Here is a 24704-nt window from a genome sequence, read left to right on the forward strand (position 1 = left end):
CCGGGCACCGCGACCCCCTCCCCCCGCAACGACGCGGGGGACCCGAGAAAGGCACGAACCATGTCCCGAATCTCCCGCGTCAGCGCCGTCGCGACCTCGGCCGTGGCTGCGCTCGCCCTCGCGGCGTGCTCCTCCTCCGGCGGCAAGCAGGAGGACGAAGGGGGCGACGGCGCCTCCGGTGGTGGCGCCGGCACCCCCGAGATGACCGTCGCCCTCGTCACCCACGCCGCGCCCGGCGACACCTTCTGGGACCAGGTCCGCGCCGGTGCCGAGGACGCCGCCAAGAAGGACAACGTCAAGCTCGAATACACCGCCGACCCCGACGGCGCCCGCCAGTCCACGCTCGTGCAGCAGGCCGTCGACAAGAAGGTCGACGGCATCGCCGTCACGCTCGCCAAGCCCGACGCGATGGAGGACAACGTCGTCAAGGCCGTCGAGGCCGACATCCCCGTCGTCGCGCTCAACGCCGGTGCGGACGCGTGGAAGGACATGGGCGTGCTGTCCTTCTTCGGTCAGGACGAGACGCTCGCCGGCGAGGCCGCCGGTGACCGGTTCACCGACGAGAAGGCCGGCAAGGTCCTGTGCGTCATCCACGAGCAGGGGCACGTCGGTCTCGAGGCCCGCTGCAAGGGTGTCGCCAACAAGTTCAAGGGCACCGAGAAGGTCTACGTCAAGGGCACCGACAGCGCCAACGTGCAGTCGACCATCACGGCGAAGCTGCAGCAGGACAAGGACATCACCAACGTCATCACCCTCGGTGCGCCGATGGCGATGATCGCGACGAAGTCCATCGAGGAGGCCGGCAGCGAGGCGAAGCTCGCGACCTTCGACCTCAACGACGAGGCGCTGCAGGCGATCAAGGACGGCAAGATCGAGTGGGCCGTCGACCAGCAGCCGTACGTCCAGGGCTACATGGCCGTCGACTCGCTGTGGCTGCGGGTGCAGAAGGGCGCCTCCACCGGTGGTGGCGAGCCCGTCTACACCGGCCCGGCCTTCATCGACGACGCCAACGTCGACATCCTCCTCGAGCAGCAGGCGAAGTGATGACGACCCCGACCGCCACGGCCCGACCGGCCGGAGAGACCGACGACCGGGTGGTCGCGAAGGGGAAGGTGGGCGTGCTCTTCGCACGGCCCGGGATCGGCGCGCTCATCGGTGCCCTCGCCGTCGCCGCGCTCTTCCTCGCCGTCGCGCCCTCCTTCCGCTCACTCGCCAACACCGGCACGATCCTGTACGCGGCAGCGTCGATCGGCATCATGGCGGTCGGGGTCTCGCTGCTCATGGTGGGCGGCGAGTTCGACCTCTCGACCGGTGTCGCCGCGACGACGTCCGGGATCACCGCGGCCCTCACGGCGTGGAACTTCGGGCTCAACGTCTGGATCGGCGTGCTCGCCGCGCTCGTCCTCTCGCTCGCGATCGGTGCGTTCAACGGGTGGCTGCTCATGCGCACGGGGTTGCCGAGCTTCCTCGTGACACTCGGGACCTTCTTCGTCCTCCAGGGCGCCAACCTGGCGGTGACACGCCTCGTCGGCGGGACGGTCTCGACCCCGACGATCACCGACATGGACGGCTTCGCCTCGGCGGAGATGGTCTTCGCCTGGGAGGCCTCGCTCGGGCCGATCCGGATCAAGGCGCTCGTCGTCTACTGGCTCGTCCTGGCCGCCATCGGTGCCCTCGTGCTCACCCGCACGCGGGTCGGCAACTGGATCTACGCCGTCGGTGGTGACGCCGACGCCGCTCGCGCCGTCGGTGTCCCGGTCAAGGCGGTGAAGATCGGCCTCTTCGTCACCGTCGGGTTCTGCGCGTGGATGCTCGGCATGCACCTGCTCTTCGACTACTCCGTCATGCAGTCCGGTGAGGGTGTCGGCAACGAGTTCATCTACATCATCGCCGCGGTCGTCGGGGGCTGCCTGCTCACCGGTGGCTACGGCTCGGTCGTCGGTGGCGCCCTCGGTGCGCTGATCTTCGGCATGACCCGCATGGGCATCAACTACGCGGGCTGGAACGTCGACTGGTTCTACACCTTCCTCGGCGTGATGCTCCTGCTCGCGACCCTGGTCAACCTGTACGTCAAGAAGAAGGCGGACGCGCAATGAGCACCGAGACCCTCCACCGCCGGCCGGCGGACGTCACGCCGCTCGTCGTCATGCAGGACGTCGGCAAGTCCTACGGCAACGTCGACGCCCTCCGCGGGGTGAACCTCGAGGTCTACCCCGGCGAGGTCACCTGCGTGCTGGGCGACAACGGTGCCGGCAAGTCGACGCTCATCAAGATCATGGCCGGGCTGCACGAGCACACCTCCGGCACCTTCGAGGTCAACGGTGTCCGGCGCAACCTCGCGTCGCCGCGGGCCGCGCAGGCGCTCGGCATCGCGACGGTCTACCAGGACCTCGCGCTCGCGCCGCTGATGTCGGTGTGGCGCAACTTCTTCATGGGCAACGAGATCCGCAAGGGTCTCTTCCTCGACTCGCGGCGGATGAAGGCCATCGCCGACGAGGAGCTGCAGAAGATGGGCATCCAGATCGGTGACCTCGATCGTCCGGTCGGGGGCCTGTCCGGTGGCCAGAAGCAGTGCATCGCCATCGCCCGCGCCATCTACTTCGGCGCCAAGGTGATCATCCTCGACGAGCCGACGGCCGCCCTGGGCGTCAAGCAGTCGGGCGTGGTCCTGAAGTACATCGCCAAGGCGCGCGACGCGGGCCTCGGCGTCGTCTTCATCACCCACAACCCGCACCACGCCTACCTCGTCGGCAACCACTTCATCATCCTCAAGCTCGGCCGGCTCACCCTCGACGCGCACCGCGACGAGCTGACCCTCGACCAGCTGACCGCGGAGATGGCCGGCGGCCAGGAGCTGTCGGACCTGCAGCACGAGCTCGGTGGCGTCGACCCCGGCAAGACCGTCGACCCGGCCAACCCCGAGGCCGAGCTGGCGGGGCCGGGCAAGCCCAGGGTGCGCGACGGGTCCGCGGACGACGAGGCGATGACGAAGGGAGATCGGTGACCTCCCCGGTTCCTGAGGTGCGAGGAACGAGCCTCGCGCTCCCTGAGGTGCGAGGAACGAGCCTCGCGCTCCCTGAGGTGCGAGGAACGAGCCTCGAAGGGTCGCTCCGGGTCGGTGTCGTCGGCGTCGGCCTCATGGGCGCCGACCACGCGCACCGGCTGGCCCGGCGCATCGCCGGCGCGACGCTCACCGCGATCGCCGACCCCGACGGTGACCGGGCCCGGGCGCTCGCCGAGGAGCTCGGCGGGGTCACCGTGCACGCCGACCCGCTCGAGCTCATCGCCTCCGACGACGTCGACGCGGTCCTGCTCGCCTCGCCGGGCTCGGTCCACGAGGAGCAGCTGCTCGCCTGCATCGAGCGCGGTCTGCCGGTGCTCTGCGAGAAGCCGCTGACGATGGACAGCGAGTCCTCGCTGCGGGTCGTCGAGGCCGAGCGCGCTGCCGGCCGGGCGCTCGTGCAGGTGGGCTTCATGCGCCGGTTCGACCCGGAGTACGTCCGGCTGAAGTCGCTGCTCGACGGCGGCGGGATGGGGCGGGCGCTGCTGCTGCACCAGACCCACCGCAACAAGAGCGTGCCCAACCCGGACTTCCGCTCCGAGATGATCGTGCGCGACTCGCTCGTGCACGAGGTCGACTGCGCGCGGTGGCTGCTCGGTGAGGAGATCGCCTCGATCCAGGTGATCAGCCCGGCGCCGACGTCGCACGCGCTCGCAGGGGTCATCGACCCGCAGGTCGCGATCTTCCGCATGGCGTCCGGGGCGGTCGTGACCAACGAGGTCTTCGTCAACAGCCGCACGGGGTACGAGGTGCGCTGCGAGGCCGTCGGCGAGAGCGGCAGCGCGATCATCGGCCGACCCTGGGGCGAGGTCTACACGACCGTCGCCGACCCGGACGGTGGCGACGGCGCCTGGGGCGGACCGATCGTCGCGGACTACCGGGCGCGCTTCGAGCGCGCGTACGACGTCGAGGTCCAGGCCTGGGTCGACGCCGCCCGGAGGGGTGAGCGGATCGGCCCGACCGCCTGGGACGGCTACGCCGCGACGGTCGTGTGCACCGCCGGCATGGAGTCCCTGGCCTCCGGCCAGCCGGTGGAGGTGGCCCTCGCCGATGTGCCCGCACCAGCCCACGCCCACTGAACGCGCATTTCCCCGGGGAAATGCGCGCTCGGGCCCGCTCCCATGCGCATCTCCCCGGGGAGATGCGCCAGTCAGTTTGTTAGTATGTCCGGACAAATGAGCCTGAGGAGGCCCGCATGAGCACCCCCACCCGCATCACCCACCTCGTCGGTCACGCCCCGTGGCAGGGGGAGCCGGGCCGCACCTCCGAGGTCTTCAACCCCGCCACCGGCGAGGTCACCGGCGCGCTCGACCTGGCCGATGCCGCGACCGTCGACGAGGTCGTGGCCGTGGCGAAGGGGGCGTGGCAGGACTGGCGCCACGTCTCGTTGGCGCGTCGGGTGCGCATCCTCTTCGCCTTCCGCCAGCTCCTCGAGGAGCGCAAGGACGAGATCGCCCTGGCGATCACCGCTGAGCACGGCAAGACCTACGACGACGCGAAGGCCGAGATCGCGCGCGGGCAGGAGGCCGTCGAGTTCGCCTGCGGCATCCCGCACCTGCTCAAGGGCGGCTTCTCGGAAAACGTCTCGACGAGCATCGACGCCTACTCGATCCTCCAGCCGCTCGGTGTCGTCGGGATCATCTCGCCCTTCAACTTCCCGGCGATGGTGCCGCTGTGGTTCGTCCCCGTGGCCGTCGCGACGGGCAACACCGTCGTGATCAAGCCGAGCGAAAAGGACCCGACCGCGGTCAACCTCATCGCGGACCTGTGGCGCGAGGCCGGCCTGCCCGAGGGTGTCGTCAATGTCGTCCACGGTGACAAGGAGGCCGTCGACGCCCTGCTCGACCACCCCGACGTCAAGGCGATCTCCTTCGTCGGGTCCACCCCCATCGCCCGCTACGTCTACGAGCGCGGGGTGGCGGCCGGCAAGCGAGTCCAGGCCCTCGGTGGGGCCAAGAACCACATGCTCGTCCTGCCCGATGCCGACCTCGACCTCGCCGCCGATGCCGCGGTCTCGGCCGGGTACGGCGCGGCCGGCGAGCGGTGCATGGCGATCTCCGTCGTGCTGGCCACCGAGTCGATCGCCGACGAGCTCGTCGCCAAGATCGCCGAGCGCACCCGCACGCTGCGCACGGGGGACGGCATGGGCGAGTCCGACATGGGCCCCCTCGTCACGCGCGCCCACCTCGACAAGGTGACCGGCTACGTCGAGGACGGTGTCGCCGCGGGCGCCGAGCTCGTCATCGACGGGCGTGAGGGAGCGGGCGATATCGGCCCGGGCTTCTTCCTCGCGCCGACCCTCTTCGACCGGGTGACGCCGGACATGTCGATCTACACCGACGAGATCTTCGGCCCGGTGCTGTCGGTCGTGCGCGTGGCCTCCTACGACGAGGGCCTGCAGCTGATCAACGACAACCCCTACGGCAACGGCACGACGATCTTCACCAACGACGGCGGGGCCGCGCGCCGATTCCAGCACGAGGTCGAGGTCGGCATGGTCGGCATCAACGTCCCGATCCCGACGCCGATGGCGTACTACTCCTTCGGCGGGTGGAAGAACTCGCTCTTCGGTGACACCCACGCCCACGGCATCGAGGGCGTGCACTTCTTCACCCGGACCAAGGCGGTCACCCAGCGCTGGCTCGACCCGAGCCACGGTGGGCTCAACCTCGGGTTCCCGCAGAACGACTGACGACGGCGTTCAGGTGGCACGGAACGACTGACTGGCCCACTCCCGCTGGGTCGAGGTACCCGCAGCCCTCCAGGAGGGCCGTGGGTACCTCGACCCGGAGCAGAGGACTCAGAGGACGAAGGCGCGGGCGGCTGCGACCCCCTTCGCCACGTCCCACCCGGAGAAGGCCACGGCGGCCAACTGCTCCTCGGTGACCGCCGGTCCGGCCTGGACGAGTGCGTCGACGGCCTCCTGGTCGACCTCCGCCTCGAGCTGCTCGTCGAGGGCAGTGGTGTCGAGGAAGTCGACGAGGCTCGCGACGGTGTCGTCGTGGCTGAGGAAGGGCAGCTCCAGCTCCTCGAAGCCGTCCTCGGCCGCGTACTCAGCGCGCTGCCAGCGACCGTCCTCCCAGCCGTAGGCGAAGGCGACCCACGGGCCGAACTCCTGGTTGAAGTGCTGCTCGAGGGCTTCGCCCCACCAGGCCGGGGCCCCGGCGAGGATGTCGGTCGGCTCGACACCGAACTCCTGCGCCGTCTCGCCGGCGAAGGTCTGGGAGTACTCGTGGTCCTGACCGAAGAGCAGTGCCCGCCCCTCGGGCAGGAGGACCATGCTCGCCCAGTTGCCGCCGCCGTCGCCGTGGTGACGCACCGGCCCCTCGGCGCGGACGTCGTCCCAGCCACGGGCATTCCAGATGGCCGCCTCGGCGGCCCAACGGTGATTGAGGTCGGTCGGGGTGGGCAGGTCGAGGTCGCGCAAACTCATCGATCGATCTCCTGGTGGATGAAGGCGAGGACGTCGTCGAGGACCTCTTCGCGGTTGGTCTCGTTGAAGATCTCGTGCCGGGCGCCGGGGTAGCGCTTGGACGGGGCCTGGTCGGGCGCGATGTGCGCCCAGCCCTCGTCGCTCGGGCCGATCGGGACGAGCTGGTCGTCCTCGCCGTGCAGCCAGATCGTCGGGACGGTGAGGCGCCCGCCGAGGGTGATCGCCTCGAGCGCCGCCTTGAGCGCCCGCAGCGTCGGCCGCTTGAAGTCGCCGTGCCACACGAGCTCGTCCTGCTCGTAGGCGCGGCCGACGTCGGGGTCGCGGCTGAGGGTCGTGATGTCGATCGGCGTCGGCGGGATCTCGTCGAGGTCGGCGAGCGCGGTCGGCTCCCACGACCCGAGGACGGGGCCGGAGAGCACCGTGGCGGTGAGCCGGTCGGCGTGGCGCTGGGTGTAGCGCGCGGCGATCATGCCCCCCATCGAGTGCCCGATGAGCACGACCGGCAGGTCGGCGTGCTCCTCGCGGGCGCGCTGCACGAGCAGGTCGAGGTCGTCGACGACCCGCTCGAAGTCCTCGATGAGCACCCGCTCACCCTCGCTGCGCCCGTGGCCGACGTGGTCGTGCGCGTAGACGACGGCGCCGTCGGCGGTCAGGCGGTCGGCGACCCACTGGTAGCGCCCGATGTGCTCGCCGTAGCCGTGGGCGATGACGGTCACCCACGTCGGGTCGCCCGGCGGGTCCCACCGTGAGCCGATGAGCAGGCCGGCGTGGCCCTGGGTCTCGATGTCCTCGGGCGGGATGGAGCTCACGGGTTCCTCCTGGGTGACGTCGGTGTCCGGGTCCAGTCTGTCAGCGGGGGCGGAGCGAAGGGAGGGGCGTCCCGCCCTTCGTCCGTGCGGTGGGCGGCGGTGTCGACCGAAGGGGGATTGACGCGCGCTCCTCCCTTCGCCACAATCGTGGGACCGGTCCCACACCCTGCAGGCGCCTGGGCGGATGCGCAGGAGGGGCCACGACGGCAAAGGAGCCGACATGGGCACGCGCAATCGTCTCGCCTGGTACTCGCTGCAGGGTGAGGCCACCGACTTCGCGGTCGAGCACGGCCTGAGCGCCGCCGACTGGTACCGCACCGACATCCCGCGCAAGCGGATGAAGGAACTCATGCGCCGCTCGGACGCCCCCGCCATCCGCGACACGATCATCTGGCTCGGACTCATCCTGCTCAGCGGCGCGGGGATCGTCGTGACGTGGGGGTCGTGGTGGGTGCTCCCCTTCGCCCTCGTCTACGGGGTGCTCTACGGCTCCGCCGGCGACTCGCGGTGGCACGAGGCCGGCCACGGCACGGCGTTCAGGACGCGCTGGATGGACCAAGCGGTCTACCAGATCGCGTGCTTCTTCATGATGCGCAACCCGGTCACCTGGCGGTACTCGCACGCCCGGCACCACAGCGACACCCTCGTCGTCGGGCGTGACCCGGAGATCGTCGCGATGCGCCCGGCCCGTCTCGGGCGCATCCTGCTCAACCTCGTCGGGCTCGTCGACGTGCCGCAGGCGATCGCCACGATGCTGCGCCTCTCCGCCGGCCGTCTCTCCGGGGACGAGCGCGACTACGTCCCCACGGAGGAGCGCGCCGCCGCGATCCGCATCGCCCGCATCTGGCTGGCCATCTACGCCGCGGTCATCGCGATCGCCGTCGTCACCGCGTCATGGCTGCCGCTCGTGCTGGTGGGCGGGCCGCGGCTCTACGGGTGCTTCATGCATGTCGTCTACGGGCTGACGCAGCACTCGGGCCTGGGCGAAAACGTCATCGACCACCGGCTCAACACCCGCACGGTGCTCATGGGGCCGATCAACCGGTTCCTCTACTGGAACATGAACTTCCACATCGAGCACCACATGTATCCGATGGTCCCGTACCACCGGCTGCCCGAGCTGCACGAGCAGATGCGGCACGACACCCCCGAGCCGTACCCCGGCCTCATCGCCGCCTACCGCGAGATCATCCCGGCGGTCCTGCGCCAGCTGCGCGACCCGTCGTACTTCGTGCGGCGCGAGCTGCCCGGGACGGCCGCCCCCTTCCACGGCCCGGTCGACGGCCTGCTGCCGACCTCGGCCGCCACCACGAGCGCCGCGACCGCGGCCTGAGAGGAGTCACCATGGGTTGGACCAGGGTCTGCGCCGTCGACGACGTCGAGGAGGAGGACGTCATCGGCGTGAGCATCGACGGTCGGGACGTGGCGGTCTACCGCGACGAGGACGGTGAGTTCTTCGCCAGCGACGGTCACTGCACGCACGAGCGGATGCTCCTGTGCGAGGGTCTGGTCATGGACGGCATCATCGAGTGCCCGAAGCACAACGGGCGCTTCCGCATCTCCGACGGGCGCGCCATGGGCGCCCCCGTGACCGTGGACCTGCGCACCTACCGGGTGCTCGTGGAGGGTGGGGAGGTCCATGTCGACCTCGGCTGAGCCGCAGCGGATCGTCGTGGTCGGCGCGGGCGAGTGCGGCACGCATGCAGCGATGGCCTTGCGGGACAAGGGCTTTGGTGGATCCATCACCCTCATCGGCCGGGAGAGCGTGCACGCCTACGAGCGTCCACCGTTGTCCAAGGGGGCGCTGGCAGCAGAGGAGACCGAGCTGGTCCACCCGTGGTCGCCGGAGCAGCTCGCCGAGGCCGGGATCGACCTGCAGCTGGGTGTCGAGGTGACCGGGATAGACCTCGCGGCCGGCACCGTCACGACGGACGAAGGGAAGGTCCCCTGGGACCGTCTGCTCCTCGCTCTCGGCTCCGACGTGCGTCGCCTCGAGCTCGACGACGTCACCTACCTGCGCACCCATGAGGACGCGGCGGCCCTGCGGGAGCTGTTGCGGCCCGAGGGGCACCTGCTCGTCATCGGCGCGGGCTTCATCGGCCTCGAGATCGCCGCCGGTGCGCGCGAGCGCGGCATGGAGGTCACGGTCGTCGAGGCCGGTCCGCGGGCCCTGGGCCGGATCGTCCCGCAGGAGGTGGCCGAGCAGGTCGCCGCGCTGCACGCCGAGCACGGCGTGGCGCTGCGCACCTCGACCCTCGTGACCGACCTGCGACGCGAAGGGGGGCGCCTGCGTGCCCTGCTGTCCGACGGTGACGAGGTCGTCGTCGATGCCGTCGTCGCGGGAGTGGGCGCCGCACCGACCACCGCGCTCGCCGCGGCGGCCGGCCTGGTCGTCGACGACGGGATCGTCGTGGACGAGAGGCTGCGCACCTCCGACCCGCGGGTCTTCGCGGCGGGGGACTGTGCCTCCTTCCCCGACGCCCGCTCCGGGGGGCGGGTGCGGCTGGAGTCCTGGCGCAACGCGCACGACCAGGCCGTCACGGTCGCCGCGTCGATGCTCGGTGAGGAGCAGGCGCACGCGGCGGTCCCGTGGTTCTGGTCCGACCAGTACGACCAGATGCTCTCGGTCGCCGGGCTGCCCGGCACGGGCGAGCGCTCGGTGCTGCGCCACCGGGACGACGGGGTGCTGCTGCACCTGGGCCTCGACGCCGCCGATCGCCTCGTGCACGCCGCCGCCGTCGGACCGGGCGCCAGCGTCGCCAAGGACATCCGCGTGGCGGAAAAGCTCATCGCGGCCGCCGTGCCGCTCGATCCGGAGCAGCTCGCGGACCCGGGGGTCCCCCTTCGCTCCATCCTCAAGGCGGCCACCGCGTGAGTCCGCGTCGCGGGGACCACCCGGTCACCCTGCGCACCGTCGCCGAGCGCGCCGGCGTCTCCAAGTCGTCGGTCTCCCGTGTGCTGCAAGGCTCCTCGCGCGTCTCGCCGGAGGCGAGGGCCGCCGTCGAGGCCGCCATCGCCGAGCTCGGCTACCGGCCCAATGCCGCCGCGCAGAGCCTGGGCGCGAGCCGCACGCGGACGATCGGGGTGCTCGTCAACGACCTGCGCCAGCCGTGGTTCGTCGACTTCCTCGAGGGGCTCGGTGAGGGGCTGGCCGAGCACGACCTGCACGCCTTCGTCGCCGACGGGCGGCTCGACCGGGAGCTCGATGACCGCCTGCTCAACGCCTTCGTCGACATGCGGGTCGACGGGCTGGTGCTCGCCGGGACGATGCCGATCACGGACGCCATCCGCGAGGCGGCGCAACGCCTGCCCACGGTCATCGCCGGCATGCGCGACCTCACCCTGCCGACGGTCGACGTCGTCGCCGAGGACGACGCGGAGGGGGCGCGGCTGGCGGTCGAGCACCTCGTCGGCCTGGGGCACGAGCGGATCGCACACATCGCGGGGCCGGACGCCGAGGTCTTCCGCCAGCGCCGCGCTGGCTACGAGGCCGCGATGCGCGCCGCCGGGCTCGCCGAGCACATCCGGGTCGTGACCTCAGACATCACCGAGGACGACGGGTTCGCCTGCGGGACAAGGCTCTTCGGTCGCTGCGGGCCGACCGCGGTCTTCACCGTCAACGACCTCGTGTGCGTGGGCGCGATGGCCGCGGCCCGGGACGCCGGACTGTCCGTGCCGGGGGAGGTCTCCTTCGTCGGCTTCGACGACAGCAGCATCGCGCGGATGCGGTGGGTGGGCCTGACGAGCGTCGACATCCAGCCGCGCACTGTGGGGTCGGTCGCGGCGGATCTGATCGTCGAGCGCATCGCCGAGCCGGAGCGACCCGCCCGTGAGCACCTCGTCGCGCCGGTGCTGCGGGAGCGGACCTCCACCGGCCCGGCTCCCGTCTGAGCGACGGATCACCCGCCCACGGCGGCCCGGACCTCCTCGATCGTCACCGGTCGGCCCTCACGCGCCGCGAGCGTCGCGGCCTCGGCGGTCCACGCCGTGCCCATCGCGTCGGCGACGGTGCACGGGTTGTCGACCTCACCGGCGGCCACCCGGGTGAAGACCCCGAGCTCGAGGCGGAAGGCCTCGGCGAGCCGGTCCATGAAGAACTCGTGCGCCGGCCCACCCGGCCACGTGACACCCGGCGTCGTCGAGCGAAGGGGGAGCCCCTCGTCGAGTCCCGCCGCCACCGCATCGCGCACGCCGTGCACCTCGAGCCGCACGTCGTACCCGCGGCCGTTGGTGCGGGTGTTGGACACGACGCCGATCGTCCCGTCGGAGAGCGTCAGCAGCGTCGACGCGCTGGAGAAGTCACCGTGGTCGGCGTACATCTCTGCCGGCGCGTCGGGGTCGACCGATCCGACGGCGTGCACCTGCACGACCTCCTGGCCGGTCACCCACCGCACCGCGTCGAAGTCGTGCACCGAGCAGTCGCGGAAGAGCCCACCGCTCACCGCGAGGTAGGCCGCCGGGGGAGGAGCGGGGTCGAGGGTCGTGGAGCGCACCGTCGTCACGCGCCCGAGCTCACCCGACACCACGGCCTCCCGCGCGGCGACGAAGGCCGGGTCGAAGCGTCGCGGGTACCCGATCTGGACCGGCACGTCGCTGCCGGCTACGGCCGCCTCGACCGCGATCGACTCGGCGATGGTGCCGGCGACCGGCTTCTCGCAGAGGGTGGGGACCCCCTTGGCCACCGCTGCGCGGATGAGGTCGGCGTGCGCATTGGTCGCCGCCGCGATGACGACGCCGTCGACGCCCGAGGCGAGCAAGGCGTCAGGTGAGTCGACCGCGCGGGCCTTGCCGATCCGCCCGGTCACCGCGTCGACCGCGGCAGCGACGGGGTCGGTGACGACGAGCTCCGCGACGTGCTCGAGCCCGGCGAGGGTGTCGGCGTGGAAGGCGCCGATGCGCCCGAGTCCGATGAGTCCGATGCGCATCTCAGTCCTGCCCTCCGATGACCTGCTGGTCCCAGTCGATGACGGAGCCGGTGACGACCCCGCTGCGGTCCGAGAGCAGGAAGACGACCGCGTCCGCGACCTCGTCGACCTGCCCGAGCTTGCCCATGGGCAGCCTGGCATTGGCCTGCTCCACCCAGTCGTCGCCGGCGTCGTGCCAGCGCCGTTGCGTCGCGTCCTCGCCTGACGTCTGCGTCCACCCGATGTTGAGCGCGTTGACCCGGATCCGGTCGAAGCGGTGGGCGTGGGCGACATTTTTCGTCAGTCCGGCCAGCCCGGCCTTGGCCGCGACATAGGGCGCGAGGTAGGGCTGCCCGCCCTGCGCGCTGATGCTCGAGATGTTGACGATCGTGCCCGGCGCCCGCCGCGAGGTCATGTCCGCGATCGCCGCCTGCATGGTGAAGAAGGGGCCGCGCAGGTTGGTCGCGATCTGCCGGTCGAAGAGCTCGGGCGTCGTGTCGAGGATCGAACCCCTGTCGGTCAGACCGGCGCAGTTGACGAGGCAGTCGACCCGCCCGTGGCGTTCGATCGCCTGTGCCACAACGCCCTTCGCCTGCTCGGGGTCGGAGACGTCGCCGGTGACGGCGCTTGCGGCGCCCCCGATCTCTGCGACGAGGGCGTCCCCTGGCTCGGGTCGCCGTCCCGTGACGACGACGGTGGCGCCCTCGCGGGCGGCGGCGCGGGCGATGCCGGCGCCGAGCCCGGAGGTGCCGCCCACGACGAGGACGACCTTGTCGGTGAGGAGCTGCTGCATGTGCGGTCCTGTCTGTGGGGACGAAGGGGATCAACTGGTCCGGCGGGCTGCGCCGTGCCGGGCGAGCCGGTCGGCGAGGTCGTCGGGTGTGGCGTCGTCGGCGAGGGCCTGCCGCACGACGTCGGCCTGCGAAGGGGGTGACATCCCGTCGACCGGCTGGTCCAGGTCGAGGTTGGTCGGGAAGGCGTAGCCCTCAGCGCTCGCAGCGACCGCGTGCTCCACGTCGACGCCAGCGGCCTTGCGGGAGAGGAGGGTCGGGTAGATCGAGGTGACGATGCGCTCGCGGTCGACGGCCTCCATCGCTCGGCCGAAGGCGGAGGAGATCTGCAGCAGGTTGGCCATGCGCCGCACGTCGCTCGTCGTGTTGGACCCCGCGGCGTGGAAGAGCGCGGGGTTGAAGAAGACGGCATCCCCCTTGGCCAGCGGCAGCTGCACGTGGCGCTCGCCGAAGTACTCCTGGAACTCGTCGAGCCAGTAGGCGAGGTAGCCGTGCGGGTACTTCTGCGAGTGGGGCAGGTAGAGGGTCGGGCCGGTCTCGACGGGCATGTCGCAGTGGGCGATCGCGCCCTGCAGGGTGAGCACCGGCGAGAGCGCGTGGACGTGGGCCGGGTAGCGCTCGGTGACCTCGGGCGAGGCGAACCCGAGGTGGTAGTCGCGGTGCACCGTCTGGCCGATGCCGCCGGGGTTGACGACGTTGACCTGGCTGGTGACCTGGTAGCCGGGCCCGAGCCAGGCGCGCGCCGCGAGGGCGATGAGGTCGTCGGCGTAGTAGTCGACGAAGTCCTCGGGGTGGTCGACCGCCAGCTTTTCGAGCGCATTCCAGATGCGGTCGTTGACGCCGCCGGCCGCGAAGTGGTCGCCGACCTCGCCTCCCTTCGCCCGCTCGTGCTCGATGATCTGCTCGAAGTCCGCGGACACGCGGTCGACCACGGGGTGCGCGATCGCTCCGGCGATGACGAAGATGCCCGGTCCGTCGGCGAGGACAGCGGCGAGCTCGGACTCGACTGCGGCACAACCCTCTTCGGTCGCGATCGCCTCACGCAGGCGGGCCGCGTCGTAGACCGGTACCTGCTGCTCGATGCGCTCGGCGAAGGCGAGAGCGGGGTCGCTCGCGGCAGCGAGGAGCGCGCGCAGGTCATCGACGCGGCAGTCGGCCTGCCGCAGCCGCCCGGCGAAGGGGGTGGACGTCGGTGTCATGCGCTCCAGCCTCCACCGTCGGGCCGGCTGAGTCGAGGTCGGAAGACCTCAAAAAGACCTCAGCGTCGGCACGGTGGTCTGGGTCCCACGTTCCGGGTGGACGGTGCGAAGCGGCCCGCGGCCGAGCCTCGAGACCTGGGCGGGATAGCTTGTCCAGCGCGCCGGGCACCTTGTCCCGACGCCCCCACCAACCCCCTTCGGCCCCGGAGACCATGACTCAGCGCGCCCGCACCCAGACCGACACCTTCGTCATGCGGACGGGCTCGAGGGCCTTCCGCCTGGGCGGGGCCAACCTCCGCAGGAAGTGGTGGGCGGCGATCGGGACCATCGCCGGCAGTACTGCGTACAACTACAGCGCCACCAAGAGCTGGCCGGAGACCTTCACGCAGCTGGGCCTCGTGCTCGCAGGCCTGGCCGTCGGACTGGTCCTCTGGTTCGCCCTGTGCTCCCTCTCGACGGTGGAGCTGACGCGGGCCGAGCTCGTCGTCACCCACCTGGGTCGGCGCCGTCGTCTCCCGAGGACCGAGGTGGGTGAGGTCGTCCGCGCCGTCCACACGCCGGGCAGCTCCCCTGCGGATGCGTGCTACTGGTTCATCACCGACACGCAGGGCGAGCGCGTCGTCATGCTGCCGGGGTGGCACTTCCCACGGCGTGGGTTCGAGGACCTGGCCCACGCGCTCGGAGGCGTCTCACGCGACACCGGTGACCGGCAGGAGGAGACCCGGCTCTCCCCGTGGTGGCTGAAGAACCTCGCGGTGACGGCGGTCGTCGTCGCCGTGCCAACGCTCGCCGTGGCCGTGCTCGCCACGTGGGGTGGGAGCGCACTCCACGAGTGGTGGCAGGAGCGCGTCGAGCAGTCCGCAGTGGATGACTACGTCGCTCGCGTCGAGCCTCACCTGACGACGTCCCGGTACCCGCACCTGACGACGAGTCGGCACGGTGCCCCGACCTCACCCCTGCACGCCTCGTCCTCCGCCGCAGACAGTTCGGAGCCGACGGTGTGGTCCACGATCGACCTCGAGGGCCCGGACACCGAGATGCCCGCAGCCGAGACCATGGACCTGCTGGATCTGCAGTGTGACCCTCCGGGCACCGGAGCCGAGGTCACGCGGGCGAGCGTCACCTACGCCTCGGACGACGACCTCGGGTACGAGCGCGTCATCGTCCTCGAGTGCGGTGCCGACCGCGACGTCGTCAAGGAGTGGCTCGACTGGGCCGAGGAGCACCCGGCGCCGGCCGACATCGGCGACCTCACCCTGGAGTCGACCATCGGGTACGACGGCGAGCAGGGGCGCGAGGCGCAGATGTTGGTGCCCGCTGCCTCGGACGACAGCTTCCGCGAGGCGGTCGAGTACATGTGCGCGCACCCCGGTGCCGACGAGGTGGACCTGGGGGTGTACGACGAGGACCTCACACGCAGCCTGGGCCACGTCGACTGCAGTGACATCGAGGATGAGCTCGCTGGGTAGGACGGACGTGGCGTCGTCGGGAGGTGGACGAGGCGCGGCCCTGGCGGTTACGGCGAAGGGGGAAACGGCTCAGCTGAACTTCGGGGACTGCTTCGCGTATGCGCTCGCGACCCTGACCGGCGAGCCCCTGCTCTTCAAGGGTCAGGACTTCAGCGCCACGGACGTGCTCCCGGCACTCTGACCGCTCACACCACCGAGAAGTCGGCCATCATCATCCGGTCCTCGTGCTCGAGGTTGTGGCAGTGCAGGACGTACCGGCCGCGGTATCCCTCGATCGGCACGAGGACCTCGGCCCGGGAGGTCGGGCCGACGTCGATCGTGTCCTTCCACGCCGGCGCACCGTCCTGCTCGACCTGGAAGTGCACGAGGTGCGCGTGGACCGGGTGGTGCACGTCGGTGGTGAAGCGCCACCGCTCGACCGTCCCGAGACGCGGCCGGGCGATGTCGACCCCGGGCTCGTAGGGACGACCGTTGACCGCCCACATCGCGAGCGACCGGCCCTGGGCATCCGCGTGTGAGGCATGGCCCGACGAACCGCCTGTGGCGCCGAGCGAGAGCCGGAAGTCCCGCGTCGTCACCACCGATGCCGGGTCGATCCGCTCGATCGTCGACAGGCGCTCGGGGACGCGGGAGTCGTCCTTCGCCCGCCGTGCCACGTCGAAGCGCATCACCTGGCCCATCGCCTCGTCCCCGAGCCGGTTGACGAGAGTGACCTGCGACCCGACCGCGTGCTGGGCGAAGTCGACGACGACGTCCGCGCGCTCGGCCGGGGCGAGGGTGAGCGCGGAGCGCCGGTGCGGGCGGGTGAGCAGGCCTTGGTCGGTGCCGACCTGCGCGATCTCGGTGGTCTGCCCGGAGCCTCCGTCGAACGCGAGCTCGAGCCGACGGGCGTTGCAGGCGTTGAGGATCCGCAGTCGGTAGCGCGCGGCGTCGACGTCGAGGTATGGCCACGGTGCGCCGTTGACGAGCATGACGTCGCCGAGCACCCCGCCGTGGTACCGGTACTCGATGACGCCCTCACTCACCGGGTAGACCAGCTCGGCGTCCTCGCCGAAGGACCGGTCCGTGATGACGAGCGTCAGCTCGCGCTCGCCGCCCGGCAGGCCGAGATCGTCCTCGGCCGGGTCGCGCAGCACGAAGGCCCCGGCCATGCCGGCGTAGACATTCGGACCCGTCAGGTCCATCGCGTGGTCGTGGTACCAGAGCGTCGCCGCGCGCTGGTCGAGCGGGTAGTGGTAATCCCGGGCATGCCACGGCTGCACGAGGTCCGTCGGGTAGCCGTCGTGCTCCGCGGGGGTCACGCCGCCGTGCAGGTGGTTGACGACCGGGACGTCGAGCTCGTTGCGCAGGGAGAGGTGCAGCGGTTCCCCCTTCGTCGCCTCGATCGTGGGCCCGGGGAAGAGCCCGTCGTACCCCGCGATCTCCGTCGTGCGCCCGGGCAGGATCTCGATCGCCTTGCGCCGCACCGTGATCGCGGCGCGCCCGTCGCGATCAGGACGAAGGGGGGTCAACCGCGGCAGCTCCGTGGCGAAGGGGGAGGGCAGCGGCAGCCGGCTCGGCAGGAGCGCCCCGGTGGACCCTCCCGGGGAGCTCAGGGCGATGCCGCAGGCGGTCAGCCCGACCGCGGAGACGATGCCGCCGGAGAGGCTGAAGAGACCGCGCCGCGACAGGCTCATCGGTCCACCCCGCCCATGCTGGTTGAGGTGTGAGTCCGCGCAGCGGGCGAGCCTCGAAACCGCTTCCGGTCGAGCCTCGCCGCGGGCGTCCACGGCCACATGGCCAACCAGATCGCCAGCGCCACGAGCAGCACCCCGAGCGGGATGTGCACGGCGAGCAGGCGGGCGTGGCCCATCGCGACCTGACCGGTGGTGAGCACCCCGAGGGCGATGCTGCCGACCGCGAGCCACGGTCGGCGAGCCAGGACCGCCAGGACGACGCCGACGAGTGCCGTGGCCATCGTCGGCAGGACCAGCAGACCGCCCCCGATCGAGTGCAGGTCGAAGGCGGCCCAGCTGCCCTGGAGGAAGGCGCCGATCGAGATCGGTTGGAGGACGAAGAGGATCGCCTGCGGGATCGTCAGCAGGCGGAAGAGCCACAGCGTCACGGCGTGCGCGACCGAGGGGGATGCGGGGGAGGTCATGGCACTCGACGTTATGGAGCCGCTTCGGTCGGCACCATGGGCCGGGCACCCGTTGTCCGGGTGGGGGTCACCCCCCCCCTTCGCACCTCGGGCTTGACCCTCACGCGGCGTCAGGCTCCACGCTCATGGCATGACCAACGCGCACACTGGCCTCATGGAGGCGCTCACGGTGGGACAGGTGGCCGAGAGCTTCGGCGTGACGGTGCGGACGCTGCACCATTACGACGAGGTCGGCCTGCTGCACCCGAGCGAGCGCAGCCATGCGGGCTACCGGCTCTACACGGGCGAGGACCTGCAGCGGCTGGGGACGATCGTCGTCTACCGGCGGCTGGGCTTCTCTCTCGACGAGATCGGCGAGCTGCTCGACGGTGCCGACGTCGTCGCGCACCTGCGGCGGCAGCGCGACCTGGTCACGGAGAGGTTGGCGCAGATGTCCGACCTCGTCGCAGCGATCGACCGACGACTGGAGGCAGAGATGAACGACCAGCCCGCCACGACTGAGGACCTCAAGGAGCTCTTCGGCGAGGGATACACCGAGGAGTACCAGGCCGAGGCGCAGGAGCGCTGGGGCGACACCGACAAGTGGGCGCAGTCCCAGGCGCGGACCAAGGACATGACCAAGGAGCAGTGGGCCGAGGTCAAGGCCGAGATGGACGCCTTCGGCGCCGCGCTCGGTGAGGCCGTCCGTGCCGGTGAACCGGTCGACAGTGACCGTGCCGCAGACATCGCCGAGCAGCACCGGGCGAGCATCGCGCGCTTCTACGACTGCGACCACGAGTTCCAGGTCTGTCTGGCGCAGATGTACCTGGCCGACCCGCGGTTCACGCAGCACTACGAGGACATCGCGCCCGGCGCGGCGCAGTGGCTGCACGACGCGATCGTCGCCAACGCCGCGAGGCACGGCGACTGAGCCACACGCTGGCCGAGGTGCGACGAGCGCGAGCGAGTGGGTCCCACGTTCGCGTGGGCGCCTCGAAGCCCACGGTGGCTTCGAGGCTCCTTCGTCGCTCCTCAGCCAGCGTGGCATCGTCGCTCCTCAGCCAGCGTTGCGTCCGGCCGCAGCTCAACCCATGGTGCGCGCGGCGGCTGAGGCGAAGCCCAACCACGTGTGCCGGTTGTTGGCCCAGCACCAGCCGACCTTGGGCGCACCCTTGCGCTCACGGCCGTCGCGGCCCGTGCCATTGCTGATCCACAGCGCGGGCGTGCGGGAGTCGAGCCCGCCGCGGGCCTTGGGCTTGCGCGAGGCGATCGTCATGAAGCACTGATTGCGCTCGAGCCGCTCCGGCTCCTGCAGCAGCCAGCTGATGCCCTCGCTCACCGTGAGCGGCACGCGCCCGCGCTCGCGGATGGCCGGGAGCGCCTGGGCCGGCGACCAGTTGGCCATCTCGTCGCCCCGCTCGAGGTCGGTGATCCAGTACAGGGGCGTGTCGGGGACGAGCTCGCCCTCGATCGGCACGAACTCGGCCAGGTCGGTCATGTCCTCGACGACGAACCCCGGTCGGCCGTCGAGCACCATGAGCGGCGCAAGGTCCGCGGCGGGCACGAGCGACGGGGAGACCACGAGCACGCCGCCGCCCGCCGGGGCGTCGGGGACGAGGTCGGCGAAGGCGGCGTCGGTGAGCCCGGCCAGGGCAGGCGCCCCGAGCTCGACGAGGCGGGCGGTCTGGGCAGCGGCGTCGGCAGTCATCGCCCGTCCAACGAAGACGCGGGAGAATACCTTCCGGCGCCCTTCGAGACGCTTGCTGCGCAAGCTCCTCAGGGATCGTGGTGGTTGGATGTCGAGGACGCCTCGTCGGCTCCGACGTCCGGGGTGACCTGGCCGTCACGGCCGACCACCGACGCCGCACCCGCGGCAGGAGGCACCACCATGAAGTTCGTCCTGCTCGTCCACTCCACCCCCCAGCCCTGGGGCCACCCGACCGGTGACTTCGTCGCCGAGCACCAAGCGCTGCCCGCCGAGCAGCGCCGGCAGATGGAGACCGACTTCGAGGCCCTGCTCACCGAGATGCAGGAGCGCGGCGAGTTCGTCACCGCGGAGGCACTCGGCGACCCGGCGAGCTCGCGCCTCTTCCGCTGGGCCGACGGTGAGCCCATCGCCACGGACGGTCCCTACGCGGAGACCAAGGAGCAGTTCGCGGGCTACTTCCTCATCGACGTCGTCGACCGTGACCGTGCGGAGGAGCTCGGGCGCCGGTTCGCCGGCCCCGGGGAGACGATCGAGCTGCGCCCGCTCATGTGGCCCGGCGGCGAGGAGCAGAACGTTGGCTGAGGTGTGAGCGCCGCCCAGAGGAGCGAGGAGCGCCAGCGACGAGCCTCGAAGGGTCCGCGCAGCGGGCGAGCCTCGAAGCCCGGCGAGGACGTCTGGCGGAAGCACACCGCCGACGTCCTCGCCGCGCTCGTGCGCCGCAGCGGCGACTTCGGCGCCTGCGAGGACGCGGTGCAGGAGGCGCTGCTCGCCGCGGCCGAGCAGTGGCCCCGCGAAGGTCTGCCGGACGATCCCAGGGCGTGGTTGGTTCGCGTCGCCTCCCGTCGCCTCGTCGACGCGCACCGCAGCACCACCGCCAGAGAGCGAAGGGAGGAACTCGAGTCGCGCTCCGCCGCACCGCTGCTCGACGCTCCCGTCCTCGCCGCGGACGACGACACCCTGCGGATGTGCATGCTCTGCGCGCACCCCGACCTCAGCGACGCCTCCCGCGTCGCGCTCACCCTTCGTGCCGTCGCCGGCCTGACGACGGCTCAGATCGCCGCCTGCTTCCTCGTGCCCGAGTCGACGATGGCCCAGCGGGTCAGCCGGGCCAAGGCGACGATCAGGGCGAGCGGGACCCCCTTCGTCCCACCGACGCAGGAGGACGCGGTGACGCGGCTGCACGCGGTGCGGCACGTCGTCTACCTCGTCTTCACCGCCGGGCACACGACCGCGGCCGGCGACCACCTGCTCGACCTCGACCTGCAACGCGAGGCGATCCGGCTGGCCGAGCGGCTGCACCGTGCCCTCCCGCGCGACCCAGAGACCGCCGGCCTGCTCGCTTTGCTCCTGCTCGACCACGCGCGCTCCGCCGCCCGCCAGGACACCCACGGCGACCTCGTCCCGCTCGATGCGCAGGACCGGTCGCTGTGGGACCACGACGCGATCACCCGCGGGACCGCGCTGGTCGAGGAGGCGCTGGCGAAGGGGGCGGTCGGCCCCTTCCAACTGCAGGCCGCGATTGCCGCGGTGCACGGCGACGCAGCCACCGCCGAGGAGACCGACTGGGCGCAGATCGAAGTGCTCTACCGGCTGCTCGACCGCATCGCCCCGTCATCGGTCGTGCAACTCAATCTCGTTGCGGCAGTGGGGATGTCGCGCGGAGCCGAGGCGGGTCTGGAGGCACTGGAGCCGCTGTTGGAGGACCCGCTCCTGGCTCGCGGTCACCGGGTCCATGCCGTGCACGCCCACCTGCTCGAGCGGGCCGGCCGCGTCGAGGAGGCCTGCGCCGCCTATCGCCTCGCCGCGAGCCGCACCCAGAGCATCCCCGAGCAGCGGTACCTGAACCGACGGGCGGCTGCGGCGGGCGCGGGGTTTATCGGGTGACCCGATAAACCCCGTCTTCGCAAGAGTCTCAAACTCTTGCTGAGCGGGGGATTCTCGGGTGACCCGATAATCCCGAGGCGCTGGAGGCTTGACAACGTACAACCGATTGGTTGTACGTTGGACCCATGACACCGAAGGACGAGGAGCGGGCAGACGCCTTCTTCCACGCGCTCTCCGACAGCACGAGGCGGGACATCCTGCGTCGCGTGCTGGCGGGGGAGCATTCGGTGTCCGCCCTGGCCGCGGACTACCCGATGAGCTTCGCCGCCGTGCAAAAGCACGTGGCGGTGCTCGAGCGGGCAGGGCTGATCACCAAGCGCCGCAGCGGACGCGAGTCGCTGGCGAGTGGGGACGTGGAGGCCGTGCGAGCGGTCTCGGCCCTGCTCACCGAGCTCGAGGACGTGTGGCGCGGACGGGTCGCGGGGATCGACGCCCTGCTGGCCAAGGACACCACCGACACACCCAGCGCTTGACCCACACCCAGGAGATCGACATGCCCATCATCGACGTCACCACCGACCTCGACACCCGCACCCTCGTCATGACGACCGAGTTCCCCGTCACCGTCGAGCGCCTCTGGCAGGTGTGGGCCGACCCGCGCCAGCTCGAGCAGTGGTGGGGCCCCGAGGGCTACCCCGCCACCGTGACCGAGCACGACCTCACGCCCGGCGGCAAGGTCAACTACCACATGACCAGCCCCGAGGGGGAGAAGTTCCCCGGCGGCTGGGAGGTCCTCTCGGTCGAGGAGCCGCGGCGCATCGAGCTGCGCGACTACTTCGCCGACGCCGACGGCAACCCCGTGGACTCGGCCCCCGAGTCGCGGATGACCGTCGAGTTCCACAGCGTCGAGGGCGGCGCCCGGATGGTCAGCACCTCGACCTGGGCCTCGGCCGAGGACATGCAGAAGGTCCTCGACATGGGCGTCGTCGAGGGCTCGAAGTCCGCCGTGAGCCAGCTCGACGCGCTGCTGGCCGCCTGAAACCACCGGATCGTCCCGACCGGCGCCCGGCCGGGACGACCCACGAGGAGCACGCCATGAGCACCACGTACACCTTCGACGTCTTCACCACCCTCGACGGCTTCGGCAGCGTGAGCGGGGGCGACTGGGGCGGCTACTGGGGCAAGCAGGGGCCGGAGCTGCTCGCCCACCGTCTCGCGCAGCAGGAGAGCGACCAGCGGATGGTCTTCGGCGCCACGACCTTCCGCGAGTTCGTCGCGATGCGGGGTGACCGCGGGGCGTACGCCGACGCCTTCGACCCGTGGGTGACCCGCATGACCGAGCACCCGATGACGGTCGTCTCCAGCACGCTCACGGAGCCGCTGGAGTGGCCAGACGCGACAGTCGCGACGGGGGACGGTGTCGAGATCGTCCGCCGGCTCAAGGAGGAGTCTCCCGTCCCCCTTCGCTCCCACGGGAGCCTGTCGCTCAACCCGGCGCTCATCGCCGCCGGGCTCGTCGACCGGGTCCAGGTGACGATCTTCCCCGCGCTGACGGGGCGCAACGGCTCGGCGCCGGTCTTCGCCGGCTGGGAGGACCTCGACCTCGAGCTGCTCGAGAGCACGGTCCTCGACGGGCGGACCACCGAGCTGGTCTACCGACCGACCCTGCACTGACCGGGAGCACCCTTCACCCGATGTTCGCCCGGAAGACCCGTCGAGGTCGCCCCGGGCGAACGCCGGGTTGCTGGACTGCACGGACATCCCCTGCGTGACGTCAAGGAGTCCCCATGTCCAGCTCGAACCACCTCGACCGCCGTACCCTGCTCGGCGGTTCCGCCGGCGCCCTCGGCCTGCTCGTCGCAGGCAGCGCCGCCCCCTTCGCCTCGCACGCCTCCGCCGCCCAGACCACGCGACTGGCCTCCGGCTACGGCCCGCTGGTGCGCGCCGGCGAGCTGCTCGCCCTGCCCGAGGGCTTCTCCTACACGGTCATCGCCGAGTCCGGCACGACGACCGTGGGCGGCTACGCGGTCGCCGGTGACCAGGACGCGATGGGCACCTTCGCCCGTCCCGGCGGCGGCTCGGCCATCGTCTGCAACCACGAGGTCGGCGGGGACGCCGAGGTCGGGGTGCCCCACGTCGACGGCCTCGTCTACGACAAGGGCGCGAAGGGCGGCACCTCCACGATCGTCGTCGACGCCGACAACACCGTGCTCGAGCACTACACCTCCGTGGCCGGCACCGTCGACAACTGCGCCGGCGGCGTCACCCCGTGGGGCACCTGGCTGACCTGCGAGGAGACCGACGAGCGCGCCGGCACGCACGAGGACGACGGCGTCACCTACACCTTCGAGCAGGACCACGGCTACGTCTTCGAGGTCGACCCGACGAGCCAGACGGCCAACATCGGCAAGGCCAACATCCCGCTGAAGTTCCTCGGCCGCTTCGAGCACGAGGCCGCTGCGGTCGACCCGTCGACCGGCCACATCTACCTCACCGAGGACGCCGACGAGCCCAACGGCCTCTTCTACCGCTGGACCCCGCCGGCCGGCTACGTCCAGGGCAAGGGCGCGCTGCACGCGCTCGCCGCCGACGGCGCCGTCGAGGTCGGCACCCTTGAGGCTCTCGTCGCCTTCGAGCGCAACGGCGCCCACGTCACCGACCTGTCCAAGGCGACAAAGACCAACACGACCTACACCGTGCGCTGGGTCGACGTCCCCGACCGCGACGCGCGCGAGCTGACCATCCGCGAGCAGCTCGCCGACTCGCAGGTCACCCGCGCGCGCAAGCTCGAGGGCCAGTGGTGGGGCGACGGCGGTGCGTACTTCGTCGCGAGCTACGGCCGCACCGACGACGGCTCGATCCACGAGCACGACGGCCAGGTCTGGTTCTTCGACCCGACGATGCAGACGGTCACGCTGACGACGATCTTCGCGGTCAACGAGGACGGCGCGGGCGTCGACGGCCCGGACAACATCACCGTCTCGCCCCACGGCGGCATCATCCTCGCCGAGGACGGCGACGGCGCCTCGCAGCTCATCGGCGTCACCGACCAGGGCAAGGCCTACCGCCTCGCGCTCAACCTGGTCGACGACTCCGAGTGGGCCGGCCCGACCTTCAACGCGGCGGGCACGACCCTCTTCGCCAACATCCAGGGCGACCCGGGCCGCACCTTCGCGATCACCGGCCCGTGGGGCCGGCCCTCCAACGCCCGCGACTGAGCCCCCCTTCGCCGCTGGGCAAGGCTTTCCCCGGGTTCGCAAGGGTTCCAAACCCTTGCGAACCCGGGGTTTATCGGGTCACCCGATAAACCCCAGGCGGGACGGCACCCGGTCGGCTCAGGCCGGGTGCCACGGCCGGTCCGGCCGGGTGGGGCGGGGCGAGCCCGTG

Annotated in this window: 25 protein-coding genes; 17 read left to right on the plus strand and 8 right to left on the minus strand. The window is 71.3% G+C overall.

Annotated features, from left to right (window positions below):
* The first annotated feature begins 60 nt into the window (after nt 1–60).
* The 5 genes from JAN01S_RS10570 (at nt 61) to JAN01S_RS10590 (ending at nt 5753) form a co-directional block, all read left to right on the plus strand.
* Complete coding sequence (locus tag JAN01S_RS10570) at nt 61–1044, plus strand: sugar ABC transporter substrate-binding protein (protein ID WP_068317784.1); 984 nt, start codon at nt 61–63, stop codon at nt 1042–1044.
* Nucleotides 1044–2096 carry an ABC transporter permease gene (locus tag JAN01S_RS10575; RefSeq protein ID WP_068317787.1) on the plus strand — a complete coding sequence of 351 codons (1053 nt, stop codon included), beginning with the start codon at nt 1044–1046 and terminating at the stop codon, nt 2094–2096. The genes JAN01S_RS10570 and JAN01S_RS10575 overlap by 1 nt, the downstream gene beginning before the upstream one ends.
* Nucleotides 2093–3004, plus strand: a complete 912-nt coding sequence (locus JAN01S_RS10580) for an ATP-binding cassette domain-containing protein (RefSeq protein ID WP_068317790.1) — start codon at nt 2093–2095, stop codon at nt 3002–3004. The genes JAN01S_RS10575 and JAN01S_RS10580 overlap by 4 nt, the downstream gene beginning before the upstream one ends.
* Nucleotides 3001–4140 (plus strand): Gfo/Idh/MocA family protein, encoded by a 1140-nt coding sequence (locus tag JAN01S_RS10585; protein WP_244884817.1) that lies wholly within the window; start codon nt 3001–3003, stop codon nt 4138–4140. Before JAN01S_RS10580 ends, JAN01S_RS10585 begins: the two co-directional genes overlap by 4 nt.
* Nucleotides 4141–4256: 116 nt before the next feature.
* On the plus strand, nt 4257–5753 hold the full coding sequence (locus JAN01S_RS10590) for a CoA-acylating methylmalonate-semialdehyde dehydrogenase (RefSeq protein ID WP_068317793.1): 1497 nt from the start codon (nt 4257–4259) through the stop codon (nt 5751–5753).
* A gap of 108 nt (nt 5754–5861) precedes the next feature.
* Here JAN01S_RS10590 and JAN01S_RS10595 read toward each other — a convergent pair whose 3' ends face one another.
* Nucleotides 5862–6494, minus strand: a complete 633-nt coding sequence (locus JAN01S_RS10595) for a proteophosphoglycan 5 (protein WP_157075705.1) — start codon at nt 6492–6494, stop codon at nt 5862–5864.
* Nucleotides 6491–7303: an alpha/beta hydrolase gene (locus JAN01S_RS10600; protein WP_084360171.1), complete on the minus strand. Its 813-nt coding sequence runs from the start codon at nt 7301–7303 to the stop codon at nt 6491–6493. The genes JAN01S_RS10595 and JAN01S_RS10600 overlap by 4 nt, the downstream gene beginning before the upstream one ends.
* 220 nt (nt 7304–7523) lie before the next feature.
* Between JAN01S_RS10600 and JAN01S_RS10605 the strand changes: the two genes are divergently transcribed.
* From JAN01S_RS10605 to JAN01S_RS10620, 4 genes are read left to right on the plus strand one after another with little or no spacing between them, the layout of a single operon-like run.
* Nucleotides 7524–8636, plus strand: a complete 1113-nt coding sequence (locus JAN01S_RS10605) for a fatty acid desaturase family protein (RefSeq protein ID WP_068317795.1) — start codon at nt 7524–7526, stop codon at nt 8634–8636.
* Between the two features lie 11 nt (nt 8637–8647).
* On the plus strand, nt 8648–8959 hold the full coding sequence (locus JAN01S_RS10610) for a non-heme iron oxygenase ferredoxin subunit (protein ID WP_068317796.1): 312 nt from the start codon (nt 8648–8650) through the stop codon (nt 8957–8959).
* Nucleotides 8943–10178, plus strand: coding sequence for an NAD(P)/FAD-dependent oxidoreductase (locus tag JAN01S_RS10615; protein ID WP_068317799.1), 1236 nt, complete (start codon nt 8943–8945; stop codon nt 10176–10178). The genes JAN01S_RS10610 and JAN01S_RS10615 overlap by 17 nt, the downstream gene beginning before the upstream one ends.
* Nucleotides 10175–11194 carry a LacI family DNA-binding transcriptional regulator gene (locus tag JAN01S_RS10620; RefSeq protein ID WP_068317803.1) on the plus strand — a complete coding sequence of 340 codons (1020 nt, stop codon included), beginning with the start codon at nt 10175–10177 and terminating at the stop codon, nt 11192–11194. Before JAN01S_RS10615 ends, JAN01S_RS10620 begins: the two co-directional genes overlap by 4 nt.
* Before the next feature lie 8 nt (nt 11195–11202).
* Here the strand turns inward: JAN01S_RS10620 and JAN01S_RS10625 are convergent, their stop codons facing one another.
* The 3 genes from JAN01S_RS10625 to JAN01S_RS10635 are packed head-to-tail and all read right to left on the minus strand — an operon-like array spanning nt 11203 to nt 14197.
* Complete coding sequence (locus JAN01S_RS10625; RefSeq protein WP_068317808.1) at nt 11203–12228, minus strand: Gfo/Idh/MocA family protein; 1026 nt, start codon at nt 12226–12228, stop codon at nt 11203–11205.
* 1 nt (nt 12229) lies between these two features.
* Nucleotides 12230–13000, minus strand: a complete 771-nt coding sequence (locus tag JAN01S_RS10630; RefSeq protein WP_068317811.1) for an SDR family oxidoreductase — start codon at nt 12998–13000, stop codon at nt 12230–12232.
* A gap of 30 nt (nt 13001–13030) precedes the next feature.
* Nucleotides 13031–14197: a phytanoyl-CoA dioxygenase family protein gene (locus JAN01S_RS10635; RefSeq protein ID WP_068317813.1), complete on the minus strand. Its 1167-nt coding sequence runs from the start codon at nt 14195–14197 to the stop codon at nt 13031–13033.
* A gap of 212 nt (nt 14198–14409) precedes the next feature.
* Here JAN01S_RS10635 and JAN01S_RS10640 point away from each other — a divergent pair, with 212 nt between their 5' ends.
* Nucleotides 14410–15666 carry a hypothetical protein gene (locus JAN01S_RS10640; RefSeq protein ID WP_068317816.1) on the plus strand — a complete coding sequence of 419 codons (1257 nt, stop codon included), beginning with the start codon at nt 14410–14412 and terminating at the stop codon, nt 15664–15666.
* Between the two features lie 185 nt (nt 15667–15851).
* On the opposite strand, the gene JAN01S_RS10650 is transcribed toward JAN01S_RS10640, so the two are convergent.
* Both JAN01S_RS10650 and JAN01S_RS10655 read right to left on the minus strand, forming a co-directional pair.
* Nucleotides 15852–17342: a multicopper oxidase family protein gene (locus tag JAN01S_RS10650; RefSeq protein ID WP_068317822.1), complete on the minus strand. Its 1491-nt coding sequence runs from the start codon at nt 17340–17342 to the stop codon at nt 15852–15854.
* The gene (locus tag JAN01S_RS10655) at nt 17339–17806 is read right to left on the minus strand and encodes a hypothetical protein (protein ID WP_068317825.1); all 468 of its coding nucleotides are present in this window, start codon (nt 17804–17806) and stop codon (nt 17339–17341) included. Before JAN01S_RS10655 ends, JAN01S_RS10650 begins: the two co-directional genes overlap by 4 nt.
* Nucleotides 17807–17936: 130 nt before the next feature.
* Here JAN01S_RS10655 and JAN01S_RS10660 point away from each other — a divergent pair, with 130 nt between their 5' ends.
* Nucleotides 17937–18716: a MerR family transcriptional regulator gene (locus tag JAN01S_RS10660; protein ID WP_244884818.1), complete on the plus strand. Its 780-nt coding sequence runs from the start codon at nt 17937–17939 to the stop codon at nt 18714–18716.
* A 153-nt stretch (nt 18717–18869) separates the two neighbouring features.
* Here the strand turns inward: JAN01S_RS10660 and JAN01S_RS10665 are convergent, their stop codons facing one another.
* Entirely contained in the window at nt 18870–19493 is a 624-nt protein-coding gene (locus tag JAN01S_RS10665; RefSeq protein ID WP_068317828.1) for a DUF5701 family protein, read from the minus strand.
* 180 nt (nt 19494–19673) lie between these two features.
* Here JAN01S_RS10665 and JAN01S_RS10670 point away from each other — a divergent pair, with 180 nt between their 5' ends.
* From JAN01S_RS10670 to JAN01S_RS10695, 6 genes are all read left to right on the plus strand, one after another.
* Nucleotides 19674–20075 (plus strand): YciI family protein, encoded by a 402-nt coding sequence (locus tag JAN01S_RS10670; RefSeq protein ID WP_068317831.1) that lies wholly within the window; start codon nt 19674–19676, stop codon nt 20073–20075.
* Between the two features lie 3 nt (nt 20076–20078).
* Nucleotides 20079–21377 carry an RNA polymerase sigma factor gene (locus JAN01S_RS10675; RefSeq protein ID WP_084360172.1) on the plus strand — a complete coding sequence of 433 codons (1299 nt, stop codon included), beginning with the start codon at nt 20079–20081 and terminating at the stop codon, nt 21375–21377.
* 125 nt (nt 21378–21502) lie between these two features.
* Nucleotides 21503–21850, plus strand: coding sequence for an ArsR/SmtB family transcription factor (locus JAN01S_RS10680; protein ID WP_068317834.1), 348 nt, complete (start codon nt 21503–21505; stop codon nt 21848–21850).
* Entirely contained in the window at nt 21847–22356 is a 510-nt protein-coding gene (locus JAN01S_RS10685) for an SRPBCC family protein (protein WP_244884819.1), read from the plus strand. Before JAN01S_RS10680 ends, JAN01S_RS10685 begins: the two co-directional genes overlap by 4 nt.
* 56 nt (nt 22357–22412) lie before the next feature.
* On the plus strand, nt 22413–22991 hold the full coding sequence (locus tag JAN01S_RS10690) for a dihydrofolate reductase family protein (RefSeq protein ID WP_068317837.1): 579 nt from the start codon (nt 22413–22415) through the stop codon (nt 22989–22991).
* A gap of 113 nt (nt 22992–23104) precedes the next feature.
* A complete protein-coding gene (locus JAN01S_RS10695; RefSeq protein WP_068317840.1) occupies nt 23105–24535 on the plus strand; it encodes an alkaline phosphatase PhoX in 1431 nt (476 codons plus the stop codon).
* Nucleotides 24536–24704: the final 169 nt, after the last annotated feature.

Source organism: Janibacter anophelis NBRC 107843 (assembly GCF_001570945.1).
In the GTDB taxonomy this organism is placed as follows: domain Bacteria; phylum Actinomycetota; class Actinomycetes; order Actinomycetales; family Dermatophilaceae; genus Janibacter; species Janibacter anophelis.